Origin of the sequence: Methanobacterium sp. (assembly GCF_016217785.1) — an archaeon.
In the GTDB taxonomy this organism is placed as follows: domain Archaea; phylum Methanobacteriota; class Methanobacteria; order Methanobacteriales; family Methanobacteriaceae; genus Methanobacterium.
Genome location: NZ_JACRGA010000026.1, coordinates 55,069 through 73,252, shown reverse-complemented (window position 1 = coordinate 73,252; position 18,184 = coordinate 55,069). Strand labels below are relative to the sequence as shown.

At 37.5% G+C, this 18,184-nt stretch carries 22 protein-coding genes and 1 pseudogene; 4 read left to right on the top strand and 19 right to left on the bottom strand.

Annotated elements, in window-relative coordinates; translation table 11 throughout:
• Positions 1–320: 320 nt before the first annotated feature.
• Both HY987_RS11280 and HY987_RS11275 read left to right on the top strand, forming a co-directional pair.
• On the top strand, positions 321–971 hold the full coding sequence (locus HY987_RS11280; protein WP_292758644.1) for a TrkA family potassium uptake protein: 651 nt from the start codon (positions 321–323) through the stop codon (positions 969–971).
• Positions 972–1,202: 231 nt separating this feature from the next.
• A complete protein-coding gene (locus HY987_RS11275; RefSeq protein ID WP_292758641.1) occupies positions 1,203–2,186 on the top strand; it encodes an SDR family oxidoreductase in 984 nt (327 codons plus the stop codon).
• 105 nt (positions 2,187–2,291) lie between these two features.
• Here HY987_RS11275 and HY987_RS11270 read toward each other — a convergent pair whose 3' ends face one another.
• The 7 genes from HY987_RS11270 to HY987_RS11240 form a co-directional block, all read right to left on the bottom strand.
• Positions 2,292–2,825, bottom strand: a complete 534-nt coding sequence (locus HY987_RS11270; protein WP_292758639.1) for a DUF2115 family protein — start codon at positions 2,823–2,825, stop codon at positions 2,292–2,294.
• A 72-nt stretch (positions 2,826–2,897) separates the two neighbouring features.
• Positions 2,898–3,509: a (Fe-S)-binding protein gene (locus HY987_RS11265; RefSeq protein WP_292758636.1), complete on the bottom strand. Its 612-nt coding sequence runs from the start codon at positions 3,507–3,509 to the stop codon at positions 2,898–2,900.
• Between the two features lie 12 nt (positions 3,510–3,521).
• On the bottom strand, positions 3,522–3,875 hold the full coding sequence (locus HY987_RS11260) for a DsrE family protein (RefSeq protein WP_292758633.1): 354 nt from the start codon (positions 3,873–3,875) through the stop codon (positions 3,522–3,524).
• A gap of 2 nt (positions 3,876–3,877) precedes the next feature.
• Positions 3,878–4,267 (bottom strand): DsrE/DsrF/TusD sulfur relay family protein, encoded by a 390-nt coding sequence (locus HY987_RS11255; RefSeq protein ID WP_292758630.1) that lies wholly within the window; start codon positions 4,265–4,267, stop codon positions 3,878–3,880.
• 21 nt (positions 4,268–4,288) lie between these two features.
• Positions 4,289–4,609, bottom strand: a complete 321-nt coding sequence (locus HY987_RS11250; protein ID WP_292758627.1) for a DsrH/TusB family sulfur metabolism protein — start codon at positions 4,607–4,609, stop codon at positions 4,289–4,291.
• A gap of 114 nt (positions 4,610–4,723) precedes the next feature.
• Positions 4,724–5,803: an ACR3 family arsenite efflux transporter gene (gene arsB / locus HY987_RS11245; protein WP_292758624.1), complete on the bottom strand. Its 1,080-nt coding sequence runs from the start codon at positions 5,801–5,803 to the stop codon at positions 4,724–4,726.
• Positions 5,804–5,823: 20 nt separating this feature from the next.
• Positions 5,824–6,180 carry a metalloregulator ArsR/SmtB family transcription factor gene (locus HY987_RS11240; RefSeq protein WP_292758621.1) on the bottom strand — a complete coding sequence of 119 codons (357 nt, stop codon included), beginning with the start codon at positions 6,178–6,180 and terminating at the stop codon, positions 5,824–5,826.
• A gap of 18 nt (positions 6,181–6,198) precedes the next feature.
• On the opposite strand from HY987_RS11240, the gene HY987_RS11235 reads away from it, so the two are divergent.
• Together HY987_RS11235 and HY987_RS11230 are read left to right on the top strand one after the other, a co-directional pair.
• Positions 6,199–6,675: an arsenate reductase ArsC gene (locus HY987_RS11235; RefSeq protein ID WP_367146900.1), complete on the top strand. Its 477-nt coding sequence runs from the start codon at positions 6,199–6,201 to the stop codon at positions 6,673–6,675.
• The gene (locus tag HY987_RS11230) at positions 6,676–7,374 is read left to right on the top strand and encodes a DUF166 family protein (RefSeq protein WP_292758618.1); all 699 of its coding nucleotides are present in this window, start codon (positions 6,676–6,678) and stop codon (positions 7,372–7,374) included.
• A gap of 20 nt (positions 7,375–7,394) precedes the next feature.
• Here HY987_RS11230 and HY987_RS11225 read toward each other — a convergent pair whose 3' ends face one another.
• The 12 genes and pseudogenes from HY987_RS11225 to HY987_RS11175 form a co-directional block, all read right to left on the bottom strand.
• Positions 7,395–7,613: a hypothetical protein gene (locus HY987_RS11225; protein WP_292758615.1), complete on the bottom strand. Its 219-nt coding sequence runs from the start codon at positions 7,611–7,613 to the stop codon at positions 7,395–7,397.
• Between the two features lie 47 nt (positions 7,614–7,660).
• Positions 7,661–7,900, bottom strand: a complete 240-nt coding sequence (locus HY987_RS11220; RefSeq protein WP_292758613.1) for an MTH895/ArsE family thioredoxin-like protein — start codon at positions 7,898–7,900, stop codon at positions 7,661–7,663.
• Positions 7,901–7,959: 59 nt separating this feature from the next.
• Positions 7,960–8,700 (bottom strand): permease, encoded by a 741-nt coding sequence (locus tag HY987_RS11215; RefSeq protein ID WP_292758753.1) that lies wholly within the window; start codon positions 8,698–8,700, stop codon positions 7,960–7,962.
• Positions 8,701–9,050: 350 nt separating this feature from the next.
• Positions 9,051–9,803, bottom strand: a complete 753-nt coding sequence (locus HY987_RS11210; protein WP_292758610.1) for an ABC transporter permease — start codon at positions 9,801–9,803, stop codon at positions 9,051–9,053.
• A gap of 3 nt (positions 9,804–9,806) precedes the next feature.
• Complete coding sequence (locus tag HY987_RS11205) at positions 9,807–10,730, bottom strand: ATP-binding cassette domain-containing protein (protein ID WP_292758607.1); 924 nt, start codon at positions 10,728–10,730, stop codon at positions 9,807–9,809.
• Positions 10,731–10,808: 78 nt separating this feature from the next.
• Positions 10,809–11,054 (bottom strand): thioredoxin family protein, encoded by a 246-nt coding sequence (locus HY987_RS11200; protein WP_292758604.1) that lies wholly within the window; start codon positions 11,052–11,054, stop codon positions 10,809–10,811.
• Between the two features lie 117 nt (positions 11,055–11,171).
• Positions 11,172–11,267 (bottom strand): annotated as a pseudogene (locus HY987_RS12765) (ArsR family transcriptional regulator); the annotation flags it as partial.
• A gap of 323 nt (positions 11,268–11,590) precedes the next feature.
• Complete coding sequence (locus tag HY987_RS11195; protein WP_292758602.1) at positions 11,591–12,133, bottom strand: DUF2115 domain-containing protein; 543 nt, start codon at positions 12,131–12,133, stop codon at positions 11,591–11,593.
• 45 nt (positions 12,134–12,178) lie between these two features.
• Positions 12,179–12,565, bottom strand: coding sequence for a putative zinc-binding protein (locus HY987_RS11190; protein WP_292758600.1), 387 nt, complete (start codon positions 12,563–12,565; stop codon positions 12,179–12,181).
• A 52-nt stretch (positions 12,566–12,617) separates the two neighbouring features.
• The gene (arsM, locus tag HY987_RS11185; protein ID WP_292758597.1) at positions 12,618–14,306 is read right to left on the bottom strand and encodes an arsenite methyltransferase; all 1,689 of its coding nucleotides are present in this window, start codon (positions 14,304–14,306) and stop codon (positions 12,618–12,620) included.
• A 186-nt stretch (positions 14,307–14,492) separates the two neighbouring features.
• Positions 14,493–15,188: an MBL fold metallo-hydrolase gene (locus HY987_RS11180; RefSeq protein WP_292758594.1), complete on the bottom strand. Its 696-nt coding sequence runs from the start codon at positions 15,186–15,188 to the stop codon at positions 14,493–14,495.
• Positions 15,189–15,264: 76 nt separating this feature from the next.
• Complete coding sequence (locus tag HY987_RS11175; protein ID WP_292758591.1) at positions 15,265–17,703, bottom strand: anti-sigma factor antagonist; 2,439 nt, start codon at positions 17,701–17,703, stop codon at positions 15,265–15,267.
• Between the last annotated feature and the right edge of the window lie 481 nt (positions 17,704–18,184).

The window sequence follows — 18,184 nt, the reverse complement described above, 5'->3', positions numbered from 1 at the left end:
AAAATGCCTAATAAGGTTAATCAATTTAATAATTGGTTCCTGCAAGCATCATGGGAATTATGGTTATTGCTGCTTGTCGGCAAATTTATATGGGATGTGAGGTCTATCTTTAAGTCCTGTCTAGAACTATTGTTGGTTAACCAGAACTAATAGACATTATAAAGCTAACTGCATAATTATTTAAAGATGGTAATTAGAATCTGTATGACATACACATTTGTTGAAAATACGAAATTTGTTGAAAATACGAAATTTTACGTCACTTGAGTATTGTTATACTTCTATTATATTGATATTGTTACTTTAAAGGGTGTTTAAAGATGTATGTGGTTGTAATGGGTGGTGGAAGAGTCGGACTGAACCTGGCATCTTTCTTAATTGCTGATGGTCATGATGTTACTCTAATTGAAAATGATGGAAATTTATGCACCAATGCTGCAGCTGAGCTGGATGCACTGGTGATCTGTGGTAACGGTACCGACACCAAAACCCTGGAAGAAGCTAATGTGTCCAGTGCAGATGTCTTTGTGGCGGCCACAGGAAACGATGAAGCCAACTTGCTTGCCTGTATCCTGGTGAGGGAATTTGAACTTCCCAAAATCATTGCCAGGGTAAGTGAACCCAGCCATGCCGAAGCATTCCGCAAGGTAGGTATTGACTCGGTTATCAGTCCTGAGATCACTGCAGCCAGTTATCTGGAAAAATTGATTATCCGACCTAAAATCGCCGACCTGGTGGTAATGGGAAAGGGTGATGCAGAATTACTAGATTTTAACTTGGAAAATGAGAAGGTAGTGGGCAAGAAAATAGGAGATATTAGTCCTACCGAAGACTTTATAATCGTTGCAGTTTATGAAAATGGAGATATAACCATTCCAAAATCAGATATAGTCTTAAAAAAGGGTATGAAGGTCTCTATACTGGTGAAAACCAAAGCTGCCCGTGAAGTCATGAAAAGATTCACCAAGTAAATTAGTTTCATTTAATTCCAATATATCAACAAATTTCATTTACGGATTCCATTCTTCTGTTTTTAGTCAGATTATTTTTATTATATTTCTAACTCCTATTATTAGTCAAATAGTTATGATTTAACTGAAGAAACACCTCTCGCATAAATTCATTAAGATTGTTTTATAAATATAATAAATGAATTTAAAGTGAAATTAGTTAGAAATAAATGGAACCAGTCGGGAATAAACATGATTTTAGTTACCGGGGCCACTGGACACATTGGAAACGTTCTGGTAAAGAAACTGACTTCAAGCCGAATGGCAGTTAGGGTGTTGATCCTCCCTGGAGATGATCTTAGACCACTGGCTGGTTTGGATGTGGAGATTGTTGAAGGGGATATAACTGATTTTAATTCAATTTCACCCTTATTTGAAGATGTGGATAGGGTATTCCATCTAGCTGGAATTATTTCCATAATGTCTGGACAGGATGAACTTCTCTACCGGGTTAATGTTATGGGAACCCGAAATGTAGTGGAAGCCTGCCTTAAAAATAATGTTGATCGTTTAATTTATACCAGTTCAGTTCATGCCCTGAAGGAACCTCCACATGGGACCCAAATTGATGAAACCTGTTTTTACGAGCCTGAATATTCCAGGGGAGGCTACGATCGTACCAAAGCCCAGGCATCGTTAGAAGTTCTTGAGGGTGTGAAAAAAGGTCTTGACTCGGTGATTGTCTGCCCCAGTGGAATAATAGGCCCCTGTGACTATAATGTATCCCAGATGGGTCAGTTAATCCTTAAGTACATGAATGGAAATATGAAAGCCTATATTGACGGGGCTTACGACTTCGTTGATGTGAGGGATGTGGCAGAGGGCCTGATCCTGGCCTGCAGGAGGGGTAAAGCTGGTGGAACTTACATCTTATCCGGAGAGAAGATCACGGTGCAGGAGCTCATGTTTACCCTGGAAGAGATTACAGGAGTAAAACGTCCCTGGCTCAAGGTACCCCACTGGATGGCTAATGCTGCAGGTAAAATAACTTCATTGTACTACCGGAACAGTAAAAGCAAACCACTCTTCACCAGTTATTCTACCGAGGTACTGGTAAGTAACTGTAATATAAATAATTTTAAAGCAAGAAAAGAGTTGGGATATGATCCACGCCCCATTAAAGAGTCCCTGAAAGATTCTGTGGAATGGTTCAAGAATAATTCCCATGTTTTTTAAGTGAATATTAAAATTTAGGAGTATTTTTCTAATTTACCATCCTATGCTTTCCATTTCTAATTTTTATCAAACTAATTCTATAATAATGATGAGAGGTATTTAACATTAAACTTCTTCATCCTGTTCTGCAATACAAAAGGGGCACAATGCCAGGGGATTGTCATCGTTGTTATCTTTCACCGGGCAAGTATACTTATCCCCCTCCTTTTTAACCGTGAACCCCCCGGGGAATAGTGTTCCCACCTGATGGATAGGTTCATCCTTTATAAATGTAGTGTATAAGGATATGATTGAATATATCTGGAGGATGGCGGGGTTCATCTCTTCCATGTCTTTTACCATTTTTTCCTGTACTTCAAGAATGTCAATGGCAGTATTCAGTTCCTCCACATCCACCTGGCCAGCATAATAAAGGTTATCATCTTTAACCTCTCGGATACGAATTAGAAATCCGATTTCGGCTTTTATATACTCAATCTTGTAATTAGTATGTATACATTCTGCTTCCTGTTGAATCTGAAGGCTGCACTGTTGAATATCATTAAGATTAAATTTTCTGGCATCTTCCCTAAGTACACATAAAAGCTGGTCTTTGGTGGTTTGACCCTGAATGCTCAAACTTTTCAATTTGTCTAACAAAATCGTGACCCTCTCGTTAAGATGATTATTATATAATTCAAGTTATTTAAGGAAAAAGGGCAATATAACCCTCTATTTTTCAACCCATCCCAGGGTTTTCATCAGCTGATCCCCCAGAAGTTCCTTCAATGAATTCAATTTTTCCTGATTTTCTGCCTTTAAGAACGGTTTGCACTGATCCAGGGTACTGTCTCCAGAGAGAATTTTCATTGAAAATGCCATGCAGGTGGCTGTTCCGCATTCTTCACAGTTGGTTTGGGGTAGGCAGTTATAAATGTTTAATGGCCCTATTTTTGACAGCTTTTCTGATAGATCTTCGCCTACATCTCCACTCTCACTTTCCAGGTAGCATTGGTTTATTTTTTCCATGAACTCTGTTATTATTTTTATTCCTTCTTCAGGGTCCCTGGTGTTCATCATCATGATTCTTCCAGAGGGGAAAAATGATATAACCCTTTCGTGTGTATTTAGTGTTAGGATTTTTTTGTGTGGAATGTAATTTACTTTTCCTGGGGGAAATTTACCTGAAAATATAGGCATTACCTGATCTAATGTTGAATCAAGCTGCATTGCCAGTTTAACCCTTCCTTCTTCTGCCATGCAGGGCATTATTTTAGTTATGGAAACACTTTTTACTAGAGCCCCGTCTTCGAAAATTTCGTATTTCAGTTCTTTCATTTCCATTTTATTTGCCTCTTAAATTTTTATTATATGTTCTTTTGATTTTGAAAGGTTGTAGAGAGTTTTACTATCAATAAGTTCTGCTATCTCTACCAGATCCTCATAGTTAATTCTTCTTTGGGTAAGAGAATCTAAATGGACAAATAGAGTCCCATTAGGGAATAATGAATATATTAATTCACTTACTGACGGATATCCAATTGTTTTTTCCGCTGACTGGTTTTTTAATGCAGCATAAACACCATCACCCATTAAAAGAACATCAGATTTATGCCCTTTATCTAAACTTGCTATTGTAATATAAATTCCACTTAAAGCGTTTTCATGTCCGTAAGGGGCTTTATCTATTATAACTAATGAGGATGACATGGTTAACTCCCTAAAATTACAACTTTGTTATTTTCATCCATCCATTCTGCAAGATCATAGACGCTGGTAATTTGAACCCCTTTTACGTAATGTGATTGGTCCAAGTATCCTCTTGCAGCTGCACAACGCACGCAGGCTTTAATTTCACAACCCTTTTCTATTAATTCTTCAATAATCCTGGAAGTTTTTGGAAAATCCCGGGGATTTTGATCTTTTCGGGGTATGTGCACACCATCCATGTATAAGAATATCTTCACCACATAACCTAAATTCAGGGCAGATTTTGCCATCTTATATCCAATATCTGCATATTGTGAAATGTAAGGACCATCCAACAACACAATAACCATTGTTTCTTCGTTAGACCTATTTTCATTCAGGGGTGTTGTCATCTTACTGACTCCGTTGGGTTGTTAAAAACTTACAACTTGGTTAAAATTCTCCATAACATCCTTTACCATGTCATCGTACTTTGAAAACACAATCAGACTGTCTTTTATTTGTTCTCCTTCAATTCCTCTTGCTTTAAGATCACTGCCAGACACATGGGCCTTTGAATATTTAAAAAGCTTTTCTAAATCAGGATTAGAATAACTTTTTCGGGCACAGTAAACTCCATTTCCAACTAAATAAATGGAGATTTGATCATTATTGATATATAATTTTGAAAAATCAATAAATGTTCTAAATCCCTGTTCTGAGGGGCTTTTCGTTAATATAAATCCGATATGCATGTTGAATCGCCATAATTGATTGTTCATTGTGATTGTTCATTGTGATTGTTCATTGTTTTTTCTAATGCAGATATTTGAAGGATAGTTATCAATCAATTTTTATCTATTTTTTGACTATGATCCCTTAAAATAACGTTTTTGGAAGATCAACGCAACATTCACCAGACTTATTAAGATAGGCACCTCGATTAAGGGACCTATTACTGTGGCAAATGCCACCCCGGATCCAATTCCAAAAACCGCTATAGCAACTGCTATGGCCAGTTCAAAGTTGTTACTGGCTGCTGTGAATGATATAGCTGTGGTTCGGGTGTAATCTGCTCCCAATTTGTATCCCAGGAAAAATGTGATGAAAAACATCACCACAAAATATACCAGTAGGGGTATGGCTATGATTACCACATCTAATGGTATCTGAACTATGTAATCTCCTTTTAAGCTGAACATCACCACTATGGTGAATAAAAGAGCTATCAGGGTTATGGGGCTTATTTTTGGTATGAATTTTTCATGGTACCACTCTTTTCCTTTAACTCTGATTAGGAAGAACCTGGTGAAGAATCCTGCTATGAATGGAATCCCTAAGTAAATGAAAACGCTTTGGGCTATCTCTAAAATACTCACATCAATCGTAGTTCCCTGGATTCCAAGTAATGGTGGGACTATGGTGATAAAGAACCATGCGTATACACTGTAAAAGAGGACTTGGAATATGCTGTTTAGAGCCACCAAACTGGCAGCATATTCATTGTTTCCCTGGGCAAGCTGATTCCAAACTAAGACCATGGCTATACAAGGAGCTATTCCAATTAGAATTAGTCCTACCATGTACTCAGGATATGCTGATAAAAATATTACAGCTAACGCGAACATCAATAAAGGGGCTACTATCCAGTTCTGGAACATGGCCAATCCTAAAACCTTCCAGTCCCGGAAGACCTTAGGTAATTCTTCATAGCGAACGCGGGCCAATGGAGGATACATCATAAGAATGAGGCCTATGGCAATGGGTATGCTCGTGGTTCCTACCTGAAACTGGTTCACTATACCTTTAAAAGCAGGCAAAAAAACTCCTATGGAAATTCCAAGTACCATGGCTAAAAAAATCCAAAGAGTTAAAAATCTATCCAGAAATCCAAGTTTAGGAGTATCACAGATTTGATCAGTGATTTGACTAGCAACATCGTCCTTCATTTGGCATCTCTCCAGATAATTCATTTATTTTCTAGGATATTCTCTAAAATGTCTGTAATTTCTAGGTTAGACAGACTATAGTGCACCCAAACACCTTCTTTTCGCCATTTCAAGAATCCTGCTTTTTTTAAGATGTTCAAGTGATGAGATATGGTCGGTTGTGGTTTTTCCATTGCAGTGATTATCTCACAAACACATAATTCACCATATTTCAACAAATGAAGTATTTTAAGCCTGGTTGGGTCTGCAAGGGCCTTTATGGTGTCTGCATTTTGAAGTAATATATCATCATCTGGGATTTCGGAGGTTATCTTTTTCAGTCGTTTAATCTGATCTTCATTGGGCTTTTCTCCGGTGCCAATTTCGCATGATTTCATGAACTTTGCTATTTACATATGATATATTTAAATATATGGATGTTTTATTTATTGATGATGAAAACGAAAGCATCACAAACCAAAGAAAAGGTTTTATTTCTATGCAATCAAAATTCAGCGAGGTCTCAGATGGCTGAAGGACTTCTAAAATCGATATATGGCGAAAATTTTGAAGTTTATAGTGCAGGAAGCAATCCAAGTACCGTAAATCCATATGCAGTTAAGGTATTAGAAGAAGTTGGTGTTGATATATCAGATAATCATTCAAAAAGTCTCAAAGAATTTGAGGACTTTGAATTTGATTATGTAGTTACAGTATGCGGAGGAGAAGGTGAGGCATGTCCCTTTTTCCATGGAGGAAAAACTTATCTCCATGAATCATTTGAAGATCCGGTGGCAGTTGACGGAAATGACCATGAAAAAACTGATGCTTTCAGAAGAATTAGAGATGAAATTAAAGAATGGATCAAAGTAACATTTTATAGAGGTGAGTAAATGATTAAAGTTGCAATAGCCACTGACGGACCATACGGAGACAGAGCATACGATACCATAAAAAAAGAATTTGATACCAAATTTATAGAACTGGAACAACCTACTTCCATGTTTATGGATGACATTGAAATACCTGAAGAAAATGTCAAACAGATTGAAGATGCTAATATACTCATAACCTACACTACACATCCAGATCTCACGTTAGAACTGGTAGAAAGATTTGCAGATAAAGTTGATTGGATAATAGTGGCCGCATGGAGGGGTGATGGTTTCAAAAACCAATTAGAATCACATGATAATATTGTCTGCCCTTATATAATGTGTGAACTTGAAGAAAATGGCAACCCTATCTTCGATAAGTTCGTATCAGATATAGGGAAACCCAAAGTTGTACTGAAATTAGATGGAAATAAACTTAAGGACATAGTTGTATTAAGATCCTCCCCATGCGGATCAACCTCTTTTGTATCTGATTTTATAAAAGAGAATTATCTGGGTAAAAAATTAGATCCTGAAAATCTCCCAACAGAAGCGGGACTCAAATTACAGCATTATCCCTGCAGAGCAGCCAAAATGAGACTATTCAGTGATGAAGAATGTAAAAAAGAGATGGCATCTGGGCTTCACAGAGACGCTTTTGAAGAGGCAATTGCATTTGCTAATAGACGTTTGGAAAATCGGAACTTAAAAATATAAAATAAATATTTTAATTTCATTTATTTTCTTTTCATTCCAGATAGCCTGCATCTTACTCCAATTAACCAGATTAAAAAGTAAAAGAAGATCAAGACCATTGCTATTTGAATGACCTTACCGTTAAATGATTCAAACAGATTGAATAAAACACCAATAACATACAGAGCACCTATAACAAATAAAATAATGATTAAAACTTTTTGCAATATTTTTTCATATTTTCTAAGACGGGGAAACATATTTTTGGTTCTCCATTTTTACTGATGCATGATCATCTGAAAATGGTTTACATTTTAGCTTTAACCCATTTTTTTATCTCTTCAACAGAGGGAACACGTCCCATAGATTTCATATCCCCTTCCACTGCAAATCCCGGAACTGAAAGTAATCCTGCTTCTAAGATTTTTTCCATATCCTCTATTTTCTCAACTTCCACATCCACTCCTAACTCATCAATTGCTTTTTTTGCTGTTTTTTCCAGTGCCTTGCAATTGGCACAACCAGTTCCATAGACCTGAACTTTCATTTTTTATCACTCTTTATTCTTTATATTTATTTAAAGAAATTTAAAGACGTTTATAAGTATTACACGTAAATTATGGCATTGAAAAGGTAGCCTATGGAGGTTATGGACACGGCCAATATGCCTATGAATATAGCCAGAAGTTTAGGTTTTAACACTTTTCTGAGTATGATCATCTCTGGTAATGATAGTGCAGTTACTGCCATCATAAAGGCTAAAGCGGTTCCAATGGGTATTCCTTTTTCTATAAAGACCGCAACTAAAGGAATAATTCCCGCAGCATTTGAATATAAAGGTACACCGATTAATACCGCTATGGGCACTGCTAAAGGATTACCTGGACCCGCGTATTTAATTAGGAAATCCGCAGGAGCATAACCATGAATAATTGCACCTATACCAATAGCTATTACAACATAGGGCCCTATTTTTTTCAATAAATCAAATGTGTAATCTCTTGAAGACAACAAACGCTCTTTAGGTGTCTGTTTCTCCTCTTCCAAAGTAATACCGGCTTTCTCAGCTGCTTTTATCTTCTCTATCATTTCATACACATAACTTTCCACTTCCCCTTCCAATTTAAGCTTTCCAATAATTATTCCTGCAATAATAGCAATGATAAGTCCAGATATAATATATAAAGCTGTTATCTGCCATCCTAACATACCCCACAGCAATATGATAGCTATTTCATTAACCATTGGCGATGCTATTAAGAAAGAGAATGTTACACCTAATGGGACTCCTGATTCAACGAATCCTATGAATAGTGGTACTGCAGAGCAGGAACAGAAAGGAGTGATAATACCTACTAAAGCAGCTGCAACATTTCCAATATATTCATTCTCTTAGCTAAAGCCTTTCTAACTTTAATGGGTGATATATAGCTTCTGAAGAAAGCTATTGCAAATATTATCACAGTTAATAAGATTAAGATTTTGATAGTGTCATATATAAAGAAATTAACTGCACTCCCTAACGCTGATGTCGGGTCTAAACCCATCAGGACATAAGTAAGATAATTGACACCTTCCTGTAGAATATCAGGGACCATATTTTACCTCTAATTTTTTTTAAATTTTTAATTTGATTTTTATTATTTGCATCGAATCATTTATCATCTTCATTCATATCGTTTGAATCTAAAGTTTGCCTAAATTCGCATGGGTAATGTTTTTTTATGGATTTTAACTGCCAGTGCAAAGAATATAATGGTGAACACCACAATAACCGTGAAATCAAGTATTATTGGGTAATAACTACCATTTCCGAGAGAATAACGGGTTAAATCAGTGAAGTAGGTGAGAGGTGAAAATGATGCAACGGCTTTGCCCCAGAAGGGCATGATTTCTAGGGGAATAAAAATTCCACTTATGAATACCAGCGGAAATTTAACCAAGGAGGAAATCATCATGACATTAGAGGGAGCATTAGTGGGAGGTGTTGCAAGTAAGAGTCCAAGGGCTGAAAAACAAATTGAAGCCAAAATAATTCCTGTAATGAGGATAAGAGGGTGAATTATATTTACTCCAATGGCTAATCCTATGATCACTGGCACCAGGGTGATTAATGTTCCGAAGATGACTGAAGCCAGGATATCACCGAGTATGAGGGTGTATATGGATATGGGGTATGTCATTAGTCTTTCTAGGGTGTTCATCTGTGATTCCCATGGTGTTATAACCGGAGACACAGAGGTGGCAGTAAAGAGCATGGTCATCCCAATGAGCCCAGATATGAGAAAATCTGTGGATAAATTCTTACTACCGGTTAAAAAGGCCAGAAACAGGAATAACGGTATTAATATCCCAAATATGATTACTGGTCCTTTAAGATAGTAGATCAAGATGTCCTTTCTCATAATGGCAAGGGAACGTTTGAACTGGTTGAAATAAAGATTTAACATCTATTATCCCCTCCGGGTGAGTTCTATGAATACTTCTTCCAGTGACGGGGTTAGAGTGTTCAGAGCCACTATTTTGATATTTTTAGATTTTGCGTATTCTGTAACCGCAAAAATAAGGTTGTTAACATTATCCGTGTTTAAAATGAATTTATCACCAGTTTTCCTGATTTCCTGTATTTCAGGGAAGTCTGACAACTCCTGGACGTCTATAGAGCCATCGAAGGTTACCTCTATGGTGTTCAACTTTTTTATCATTTTTTTAAGGTTTTCAGGAGTGTCTATGGCGGCAATTTTGCCCTTGTTGATAATGGCTATCATCTCACATAGTTTATTGGCTTCTTCCAGGTTGTGGGTGGTGAGTAAGATGGTTTTACCTTTCTCACGGAGTTGCAACAGCATCTGTCGGATTAAAATGCTGCTCTGAACATCCAGACCACTGGTAGGTTCATCTAAAAATAAAAGTTGCGGATCGTTAATCAGCGCCATGGCCAGGATCAAACGTTGCTTCATACCTTTGGAAAACCCTTTAACCTTATCATTTTTTCGTTCATAAAGATCGAATTCCTTTAAAAGATCATCTGCTCTTTTTTCAGCATCTTTTTTAGGCACTCCGTATAGATCAGCTGTTAATATCAGATTCTGCCAGGCGGATAAGTCTACGTAAGCATTGGAAGTTTCAGGAACCACACCCATATGTTCTTTGGCCTTTAAAGGCTCTTTCTGAATGTTGTATCCTAAGATGTAAGCTTTTCCACTGTCTGGTTTGATTATACCCGTTAACATTCTGACTGTGGTAGTCTTCCCAGCCCCATTAGGTCCTAGGAAGCCGAATATCTCACCCTTTTTAACCTTAAAGTTCACACCATCAACGGCTTTAATTTCCTTGTAGCCCTTGGTTAGGTTATGAACTTTTACAACATACTCCATTCAGATCACTCATTATTTTTGAAACAAGATTTTTTGTAAGTTTGATTCCATAAAATAATATAAATCACTAGAATTATTTCATTTTTTGGATTCTATCCATTTTTTAATCTCATCCACCGAGGGAATACGACCCATGGATTTTATTTCTCCATCTATCCCTAATCCAGGAGTTCCGGTTATTCCAGCTTCAAATATTTTATCCATTTCCTGGATTTTGACGATTTCTGCATCTGCATCTGCATCTGCATCTTTTATTGCTTTTTCTGCGTTCTTTTCTACAGCTTTACAATTGCCACATCCAGTTCCGTATATTTCTATTTTCATCATATCACCTCAGACATGCCCTTCAAACACTTTCTTCCCCACTTCAGGGTCAGACACGATGCCAAATCCCATTAAACCATTCATAATTTATCAATTAAAATCAAAATTTCAGGATTTTTAAGACCCATATAAAAGTCCAAATACCCCCTTTCTTTTAATGAACCCTGCATTTTTCAACAATTTAAGATGATGAAATATAGTGGACTGAGGTTTACCCTAGATAATAATCTTTTTAAACATTCTATTTCGTTTAAATCAATGTTACAGCAATTTTATATTTTGTCCACTTTCATTCTACCACTCTATTCAAGAGCATGACCCCATAGTCATTATATTTCTTTTTTTATTCCTTCATTTCATTGTTTTTTAAAAATGTCGTTAAATTCAAAATCATCCTTTGTTAATTTCTCAAAGAACTCTACGTTAATAAGTATATATCCAAATATATTAATATATTGATGCAATGGGTGGTCATTATTGTAAAAAAATAAAATTACCTCCATAAAATGATAAAAATCAAATTTAGATGGTTTATTTTATATCATTTCTGGATCCTGTTCAGCAATACAGAACCCACAAACAGCCCCGGGGTTTTCTTTTTGCCGTTCTTTCACCGGGCAAAGAAACTTTTCGCCATCATATTTCACCTTTAAACCTCCAGGAAAAGGTGTACCTACAGGGTGTACTGGTTCATCCAGTATAAATGTTGTGTAGATGGAAATAATCTTGTAGATCTGAAAAAAAGCAGGATCGAAGCCATCTGCACCCGTTACCTCATTTTCCTGTTTTAAAAGCAGACTGATGGCTTCTTGAACTTCTTGAACATCTAAAAAGCCATTATCATTTATTTGGTGTTCTTTAACTTCCTTGATACGGGTAATGAAGGCTATGGTGTAAGCTTTTAAGTATTCCTTACGATAACTTCCCTGAACATACTGGGCATCTTGAATAAGGAATGAACTAGCCTGCATGATATCCCGGATAGTAATAAGCCTTGCTTCAATCTTCAGCAGGGTAAGAAGCTCCTCCCTGTGTACTTCATTACAGGAAAGAACATCTTTAATTTTTTTGATTGCCATCACAACCCTATTTGATTATTCTGTTAATTTAGTGAAAGAGTTTAGTTATTCCAACTCTTTTAATTCTTTTTTTATTTTGTCTTTCATGTAGTCAACACAAATTTCTCCGTTCTCATCCAATCTGGACACATCAGTGGGTTTTAAACCAGCTTCATTAAGTTCATCCATAACGTTGATGTTTTTAGCGGGTTTAACCCCTTTTTGTTCCAGTATTTTAAGGGTACAGTTACCATCACAACCACTGATGGCTATGATGGGATACTTTCTAATTAAATTTTTAAATCCTTCTCTATCAGCAGAAGTAGCACCCATACAGATGGATATAGTATTATCAGTTTCTGCAACTGTATCTGCAGATGTTACACGGGTAACTAGACCGTATGGACTCATTCCACTGCAGGCAGCCAGGGCTATCTTCTTTTTTTCACTCATTGTATTATCTCCTTATGATAATCCTGTTAATCAAGTTAGATTTTTAATTTTACTAGCAACATGATTTTGATTTCTTTTCCGCTAATTTTGCATTCATTTTATCGAATTTATTTTTAACATGTTCATATCCCTTCTCGTCAAACGGACAGTCTTCTATACAGTAAGTACAGCCCTGACTACAACCTATACAACGTTTCTGTACGAATTGTATTTCTTTACCTCCACAGCAGCTCTCTGTTTTTATCAGTGCTTTTTCAGGACAGGCTTTGATACATTTACCGCATTTTTCACAGTAATCAATTATCCATGAATGGTCATCATGCTTTTCCATGGGTAGATTTTCTATGTTGGTGAAAATGGCAGAGATCTTTTGCCGGGGGCCCAGTTCAGGACTTATTAGAAGACCGCTTTGCCCTATCCAGCCGAGGCCTGCCTTTTGACCAAGCTGGGAGAATCCTACCATACTTCCGTAGGGGTGGGCAACCTGAGTGGCAAATCCATTTGCTCTTATAAAGTCAGAGAGTGCGTAGGTTATATTGCCCAGTTTTGCGTAGGTTGCATCATTTAGTTGCTGTGCTTCTGGACCGGGAGGGGTTTTGATAATATCGTTACCCATTTCCAGAGTTAACACAATGGCGTTAGGGTAAAGAGTTTCTTCTGTATTGATTAATTCCGGAATGACTTGTGTATATCCTATACTTACAATGCCCATTGAGTGGGCAAATTTCTCAAAACCTTTTAAAAAATCAGGATCAACCATATTTTTAGGTTCATCAGGATTTTTTACCAGTGATTGATCAGGGAATTCTCCTCCACATCCACATCCGCATTCATCACTTTCATCTAACTCCGCTTCAGACTTATCTCCAGTTCCCCCACAACATCCACCATCCTCATATTGTTCTTGTTCTTGTTCCTGCTTAGGGGATTCAATACTTTCTCCACAACATGCAGTTTTGTTATCATCACTCATTGTTTCTCCTTTTAGAGCCCTTACCTGCACACTCGTTATTTTCCCCACCAGACGTTCATCCAGGTTAGCTTCTGTAAAAAAGTGCTCTTCTATGATTTCAACCTTGCTAAAACCTGCTTTTTTTATGGTTTTCAGGTAATCCTGTTTTTCCATGGCACCAGCTGTGCACTCTGACCATGCCTGGAAGCTTCTACGAACTTCAGCAGGAAGTTCTCCCTCTGTAACTATATCTGATATTAATATTCTCCCACTATCTTTTAAAACCCTGAAAACTTCTTTAAAGGCCACTGACTTGTTTGGGGTGAGATTTATAACACAGTTACTGATTATCACATCAATGGAATCATCTTCAATGGGTAAATTCTCTATTTCACCCAGTTTAAACTCCACATTCTGATAACCACCTGCTTCAGCATTTTGGGTGGCAGTTTCAACCATTGCCTCGGTCATGTCTACTCCGATGACCTTTCCATCATCACCTACTTTGTTGGCAGCCAGGAAAACATCTATCCCTCCGCCTGATCCCAGGTCAAGAACTGTTTCACCCTTTTTTATCTCGGCTAGTGCTGTGGGGTTGCCGCATCCCAGGCCGAATATGGCATCTGCAGGGATGCTTTTAATCTCATCTTCAGAATAACCTACTGATTTGGCTTGCCTGATTATACCATCCATTCCAGTCCCTGAGCAGCATGAACAGGAAGAATCTGTTTTAGTGGCAATTTTTGAATATCTTTCCTTTACAAAATCTTTGATTTCTTTTTCTTTCAAATTATCCAACCACCATATTAGTTTCATATATCCAAATATATCAATATATAAATAAATTGATGAGAATCCTTATAAACTTAACTCATCAAAGATGAGAATTATAAAAATAGTAATATTAAATACAAGATAACTATTAATTCAAGATAATTGTTAAATTCAAGATAAAACCATAATGTGAGTGAATTTTTAAACTGTCCCTTCGTACTTCTCACACTGTTTTATTACTAATTCTCTGCTGTTAGGAGTACCATGACCCGGTAAAAATATCGCACACCCTGTTTTAATGAGTTTATTCCAGCTTTTTTTCATGGTAGGGACATCATTGGCAAAAGGAGGAAATATGGACCAACTGAAAACACCGAACATGGCATCCCCCACCAGGGCAACCTCACCATCCACAATCAAACTCATTGAACCTTCAGTATGGCCAGGTGTGTGCAGAAGATAGGAATGAGGGGTTAAATGATAGTTATCATCCACCAGAATGTCCGGGTTTGCGGACTCATACCGACTGATTCTGTTTATTTTCCTCCCCACACCCACCAGTAAGCGGGTGATGAGGTTGGTGCCACAGGGGATGGGTGAGCAGCCCTGCTTAAGATGCTCTGCCCCATCTTTATGGACAACAATCCGAGCATTATAATGCTTTTTTACCATTGCTGCGTTTTCAGCATGATCATAATGAGTGTGGGTTAAAACCAGCCAGGATAAATCTCTTCCACCCAGTAGATCATCCAGTTTTTCCCTAAGAGTATCCCTTGATCTCCTATAGCCTGTGTCGACTAAAACTGAATCATCCCCATCTAAAACCAGGTAAGAATTGCTTGTGCCTTGTGTAATATGGTAAATTGTGCAGCCACTTGTGGTTAGCCATTTTTTCATTTAAAACACCAAAAAAGTATTTATCAAAGTTATATAAACTGGGATGAATGAATAGGATATCCAACCCCAATCAAATCTAAATCAACTTCTGACAGATTAAAGACGAGGATATCCAGGCGTATTCCTTCTCATAATCATTTAGACTGATGAATGAAACCGCTGATAAAGTGTAGGATAATAGTCCCAGAAGATACTGGGATATGTCTTCATCTAAAAGGGTTATCATGTTACCGTACTCCCTTACCCTTCGTATACACTGAAATGCCTTGATAACATCCGAATTATCAAAATCTATGATATCAGTGGATTGAAGAGGTATCTGTGGTATATCACTGAGATTTTCAGCATCAATAAACTGTTCTTCCAATGCCAGGATGTACTTTAATTTTTCTTCAGAATCTATATCCACAGATTCCAGTTTAAATGCAGTTTCCAGTTTAACCACATCACGGAGGATATGCGAATACCGGGTGGAGGCAAAGTCTATGAGCCACATGTTGAGATCATCATCCATGAGCACGTTTCTCAGGTTCAGGTCACCGTGGGTGGAGGTTTCATAGGCACTTACTGCCTGGGATTGGCGTTTATCCATGACATGCTCTACAAAGTAAAGTGGATTTACAGATTGCCCCAAGTTATAGGGGAGTTCAACATACATATCATCAGAGGTGACTCCGAATTTCTCCAATGAGAAACGTTTTATATTATCATACTGGAAGAAAAAGTCGTATTCCTCATAAAGGAACAGTTCCTTTAGCTTTGGCTGCCCATACCAGCTTCTAAGCACGTTTCTAAAGAGTTTATCCAGGGCAGTTAGAACCTCTCCGGTGTCATGGGAATCATAGTAATCTTCCATGGTTTTTATGGTGCTTTCTCTTCCATTTATACCCACAAAGTTGTATAATATTCCACCGTATTCTCCTATTTTACGATGATCTATGATCTGTGTGGCGTTATTCTGTATGTAACGTTTCACATGGTCTTCATATCCTCTGAACTCGTCCCCTAACTCGTACCATGGCCCCAGTTTCATTACAAATGGCATCTCTTTTCTACCGGAGCGATCCCAGGCATCCACCTTGAACACTGCCGAACCACTATACCCGCCGGTTATGGGAGTTAGGAGAATTTCCGCAGAATCAGGGAACATCTTACCGGTTATCTCTTTAAAGGTATCATTCCATCTTTCACATTCACCATGTACCATTATTTCCTGGTTTTTTTCAAAAACAATGTCCGATATATAGGAAACACCAATTAAAGCACCCTTCATCCTAGAATTATCCAGAAGATGGCTCATGTCCATGAATTCTCCATTCTGAACAATTTTTCGAATCTCCCCATCCAGATCCTTATTTTTCTCAAGGGGAATGTGTTTGAATACCACTGCATGATTATGGAGTAACATTTCCTTATTTCCAATGTTGGCCGGGTGCATGTAAAATAGGGATCCCAGTACATCTTCATCAAAAGCAGATAGATCGCTTTCCAGATCAACACCCACCCCAAAACTAACCATGGTTTCACCCTGAAACATTGGCTTAGTGCTTATATTCATCCATGACTGAATATTATCCGGATGCATGATCATTTCATGATTTTTAGGGGTGAATTTTTCTATAGGAGATATTTTAATCCCTGATCTGTAAAATTCCCCAATATCAGCCTGCATTGCTACACTAATAATTCCTTTAAATACAGGTTTCATTTCCCGGGTCATCTCAAAGAGGGATGAGTACAGTTCATCCATAGTGAATCCTTCACTACTTTTAGATTCTGCAAATATGATATCATGAAAATCTCCATCAAGAGCCACGTTAAATCCAGTGTGGATTGTGACCATACCCGTGTCTGTCGCCGGGATCAGGAAATCAGGAGTGTCATGTCCATCAGTGGGGAGCCATACCATGGTGCCTCCAATGGTGATCATTTCCCCCATGATCTCCAGGAAGTCCTTCATCTTCTCACCCAGCCCTCCCAGGCCTATGGAGTATTCTGTGTCTGAGAATTTCCGTGAATATATATCATTTTCCCCTAACTGGGAGTTAAGTACCTTTGAAATATCACCAACAACCTTCAATTTTGAATCAGTGGTTGATGCTTCTAAAATAGTTAAAGAAATTTGTTCATTATCATAGTGAGGGAGATCATCCCATTTCACCGGTTTTTGAGTCATTTCGGTTGATTGTAAGCCCAGTGCATCATTTATGGTAGGTTGTAGGGAAAATATCTGGTCGAAACCTGCCATTTTTAGAACATCCAGAGGATAGGGATTCAAATTGCAAAGATATGTGCCTCCACCCTTATCTTTCAGGGTTCTCTCGGTTCCAAGCAGACTTCGGATACCACCACTGCTCAGGTAACTCACATCCGCCATATTAAAAATAACCACTAAATCTGTATCTGAGATAAGAGTTTCCATGGCTTCATTCAATTCCAAAGCACCGTAAGCATCCATTCGGCCTTCCGGTGTTATTATTAACACACCATTAACTCTTTCTGAAGTTATATTCATGATTTACTCCCCCGCACACCAATTTATACCACTACCAATTAGGATTTAGTTAAGAGAGACATTTATATAAAAAGTCTAATTCAGGACATTTATATTGATCTTTATTCATTTGGTGTTTATTCATGATTTTTTTTGATAGGTCAATTACAATCTTATTATAACAAAACCCTCACCATCATTTATACCTGTTTGTGAATTTATTCCCCAAAAAGTTAGATAACATAGCCAAGGGATGCTTTGAAGGTAATTCTTTTCTACAGTAGATTTTTCATCCTATTACCACTTCCAAAACCGGTGCCATTCTAACCACCCATCAGGGAGATCACCATCCCTCACCCTACCTCCCAGGAAATCAATTTTCCCCTGTAGAATCAGTATGCTGGGTTAAAAATGGCATCCTAAAAAAGAAAATCAAGACCACAGCGTTTCTTAAAAATGCATATAAGTTTCTTAAAAGGAGTAATTAAGGTTCTAAAAAGAG

Coding starts and splice junctions, on each gene's coding strand:
- HY987_RS11235 (WP_367146900.1), top strand. CDS start 6,199: ATGATATATTTAAATATATGGATGTTTTATTTATTGATGATGAAAACG.
- HY987_RS11280 (WP_292758644.1), top strand. CDS start 321: ATGTATGTGGTTGTAATGGGTGGTGGAAGAGTCGGACTGAACCTGGCA.
- HY987_RS11275 (WP_292758641.1), top strand. CDS start 1,203: ATGATTTTAGTTACCGGGGCCACTGGACACATTGGAAACGTTCTGGTA.
- HY987_RS11205 (WP_292758607.1), bottom strand. CDS start 10,730: ATGGAGTATGTTGTAAAAGTTCATAACCTAACCAAGGGCTACAAGGAA.
- HY987_RS11230 (WP_292758618.1), top strand. CDS start 6,676: ATGATTAAAGTTGCAATAGCCACTGACGGACCATACGGAGACAGAGCA.
- HY987_RS11190 (WP_292758600.1), bottom strand. CDS start 12,565: ATGAGTGAAAAAAAGAAGATAGCCCTGGCTGCCTGCAGTGGAATGAGT.
- HY987_RS11255 (WP_292758630.1), bottom strand. CDS start 4,267: ATGACAACACCCCTGAATGAAAATAGGTCTAACGAAGAAACAATGGTT.
- HY987_RS11200 (WP_292758604.1), bottom strand. CDS start 11,054: ATGAAAATAGAAATATACGGAACTGGATGTGGCAATTGTAAAGCTGTA.
- HY987_RS11265 (WP_292758636.1), bottom strand. CDS start 3,509: ATGGAAATGAAAGAACTGAAATACGAAATTTTCGAAGACGGGGCTCTA.
- HY987_RS11210 (WP_292758610.1), bottom strand. CDS start 9,803: ATGTTAAATCTTTATTTCAACCAGTTCAAACGTTCCCTTGCCATTATG.
- HY987_RS11180 (WP_292758594.1), bottom strand. CDS start 15,188: ATGAAAAAATGGCTAACCACAAGTGGCTGCACAATTTACCATATTACA.
- HY987_RS11220 (WP_292758613.1), bottom strand. CDS start 7,900: ATGAAAGTTCAGGTCTATGGAACTGGTTGTGCCAATTGCAAGGCACTG.
- arsB (WP_292758624.1), bottom strand. CDS start 5,803: ATGAAGGACGATGTTGCTAGTCAAATCACTGATCAAATCTGTGATACT.
- HY987_RS11260 (WP_292758633.1), bottom strand. CDS start 3,875: ATGTCATCCTCATTAGTTATAATAGATAAAGCCCCTTACGGACATGAA.
- HY987_RS11175 (WP_292758591.1), bottom strand. CDS start 17,703: ATGAATATAACTTCAGAAAGAGTTAATGGTGTGTTAATAATAACACCG.
- HY987_RS11250 (WP_292758627.1), bottom strand. CDS start 4,609: ATGCATATCGGATTTATATTAACGAAAAGCCCCTCAGAACAGGGATTT.
- HY987_RS11240 (WP_292758621.1), bottom strand. CDS start 6,180: ATGAAATCATGCGAAATTGGCACCGGAGAAAAGCCCAATGAAGATCAG.
- HY987_RS11195 (WP_292758602.1), bottom strand. CDS start 12,133: ATGGCAATCAAAAAAATTAAAGATGTTCTTTCCTGTAATGAAGTACAC.
- HY987_RS11225 (WP_292758615.1), bottom strand. CDS start 7,613: ATGTTTCCCCGTCTTAGAAAATATGAAAAAATATTGCAAAAAGTTTTA.